This window comes from Phyllobacterium sp. P5_D12 (genome assembly GCF_054049495.1).
In genome coordinates, this window is the sequence record NZ_JBFUMG010000602.1 from 1 (window position 1) to 2,545 (window position 2,545).

The following is a 2,545-nucleotide window of genomic DNA, read 5'->3' on the forward strand; positions in this document are numbered from 1 at the left end:
ATGGCAAACAGCGCCTTCGGTCCCCATTCGAAGGTCCGGACTTCGCCGTTCGGCAGCCAGACTGTCGTCGAACCATATCCAGCAAGCACGAAGAAGAATGCTTCATAGAGGTGCTTGACGGGACTGGTCTTGCGCCCGGGCAAAACCTCGATGACATAGTTGGCCATGAAGTCGCCCATACCTACAGTATGCGCAAAACAACCGCGAGCATCGTAGCGATCCCAAGGTCCTGTCTCAAGTTCGAGCAGATCATGGCCGAAATCAAAATGGACAGGGATTCCCTCACCCGTCGACCAATCCTTGTAGGGATCAACTAGAAATTTCGAATTGTTCGGATCCTGAACCGCAACGGGTTCGGAGCCAAGGGTCGTCGCTTTTTCAGCATTGGTCGCCATAGAACTCACTCTCGATTTACGTTTCTATTCCTGATTGAGAAGTATCCGTTTCTGGCCGGGGCTTCGGTATCGCCATTTCGGAAAAACCATCTTCCCGTCAGCCAACCCCGCCTTCAGACGAGGACAGCGGTCGAACCACCCTGCCGAGATAGCTTGCTTCCGGCCCATACAGCAGAGCTTTGACGTCATCGGCGTGCAACGTCTTGATGATCTGATCGACTTGTCCGGAAAGCGGCAGCATCAGGCCGCCCTTCTGGGCAAGGTCCAGCGTCACGTCCATATCCTTTTCCTGCCAGGTGAAGCGCGTGCTGTCCCACCGGCTGAGCGTGCCGTTGGTTCCTGGGCATTGCAGGAGGACTTCGCGCATTCGCTGTGCATCGATCCCGTAACGCTTGGCGATCAGCAACGTCTCGAAGTTGGCGACACAATGCACCCAATGCAGGAGGTTGTTGCAGGATTTGGCAATCTGACCGGCTCCGCGTGGCCCAACGTGAATCAGGTCGCGGCTGTAGCTCATCAAGACCAGCCGGATGCGCTCAATATCTTCTTCAGAACCACCGCACAGCGAAAGCAGGGTACCCTCGCGGGCGCCTGAAGCTCCGTAGACGACAGGCGCGTCAACGAGCCGCTTGCCCCTGGCTTCGATCTGCGGTCCGAGCAGGAGCATCGTCTCGGGGCTTATGGTGGCGGCAACGACGATGATAGCTCCGTCGGCGGCTTTTTCGGCCAGCTCCTGCGAAACGTCGACCACCTGCTGATCAGTCGCCACAACGAGAATGAACACATCCGCCGCCTGAGCCAGTTCGGTCAGGCTTTCTTTCGTTGCGAGGCCGCGCTCGCGAGCCTTTCCAAGCTTTTCCTGGTTGACGTCGAAGACAGCAACTTCAATGTCATGTTCGAGTATGTGGCCCGCCATCGCCAGCCCCATCTCTCCCACTCCCACGACTCCAACCCTCATGTCTGCCTCCCCATAGGTCGATATTCCATCGGTTCACCCTGCATGTTGAGTGATGATGTCGATGAGCGCGGGAACGCCGCTCCTGACCTGCGCGATCGCCCTGTCAAGCGCACTGGCGATGTCCTTGGCATCTTCGATCGGACCTTCGGCGTACCAGCCAAATCCGCGGGCTATCGTGGAAAAGTCCGGGGCCGGATCCATGATGTCCATGCCGATATAGGCGCGTTCGACGGGCGTTCCGCGCTGGCGCGCTACGGTGATCTGGTGCTCCCAATCGTTGTAATAGGCGCGGTTATTGTGCATGACGCAAAGGAACGGCACTTTGTGTTTTGCCGCAAACCAAAGAGCACCGACATCGAACAGCAAATCGCCATCGGTCTGGCAATCGACAACGAGACGCCCGGTGCCGCGATGGGCAAGCGCCACGCCTGTCGCCATGCCGATCTGTGTTCCTGTTCCGAGCGCCTTGCCGGGCCAGCGGTAAGGCGTATCGAAGTCCCAGAGCTTCAGCGCCCAGTCCTCGAATGCGTTGGTCGTGAGAACCCAGTCCTCATGCTGGATCTTGTCCCACACCTCGGTGGCGAGCCGGGGCAAAGTAATCGGGCTTGCATCCCAATCGACTTTTGCCTCTTCACGCCATTTCGCACGCTGCGCGTCATGCAATTCGGCAACAGCCCGCCCACGCTCCGTAATCTTGCGAGCAAGTTTCGCGTCGTCCTTGGCACGCTTGCCAATGATCGATGTCAGTGCAGGCAGGGCAAGCGCCGTATCGGCAAGCACGCGCTGGGCACATTCGGGAAACCGCTGATAGTCGGTTGCCCATTTCGAAATCTCGATGTCGGCAAAGCCGATATCCAGCCACTCGCAATGCTCGAGGAAAAGCGGCTTCAACGTGCGATTGATACGATCGTTTTCGTGCGTTGGCCGCTCCCAGTCCCGGCAGTCGAGCAGAGTAATGAGATCGGCCTGTTTGAATACGTCCCGGTTCATCCGCATATCGAGTGGATGCTCGGTTGGAAAATTAAGCCGCCATTGCGTGTCGGCGACGGGGGCGCCCAGCGTTTCGGCAAGGGCAACCATGTCCGAATAGCCGTTCYTGTCGCGACCGACGAATTGCGGCACCAGCACAGGCCAATCCGCTGCAACCAAGCGGTCCGCAGCCTCTTCAAGTGCGGYAGGTTCAGGAGCGATC

At 58.2% G+C, this 2,545-nt stretch carries 3 protein-coding genes; all 3 read right to left on the reverse strand.

All coding sequences use genetic code 11. The features are described from left to right. Positions 1-395: hypothetical protein (locus ACXJ5O_RS24080; RefSeq protein WP_457302109.1), on the reverse strand; the 395-nt coding region annotated here is incomplete at its 3' end. A 97-nt stretch (positions 396-492) separates the two neighbouring features. Next, positions 493-1,353: an NAD(P)-dependent oxidoreductase gene (locus tag ACXJ5O_RS24085; protein ID WP_457302110.1), complete on the reverse strand. Its 861-nt coding sequence runs from the start codon at positions 1,351-1,353 to the stop codon at positions 493-495. Between the two features lie 33 nt (positions 1,354-1,386). Continuing rightward, on the reverse strand, positions 1,387-2,545 hold a 1,159-nt coding region (locus ACXJ5O_RS24090; RefSeq protein ID WP_457302111.1), incomplete at its 5' end, for a thiamine pyrophosphate-dependent enzyme.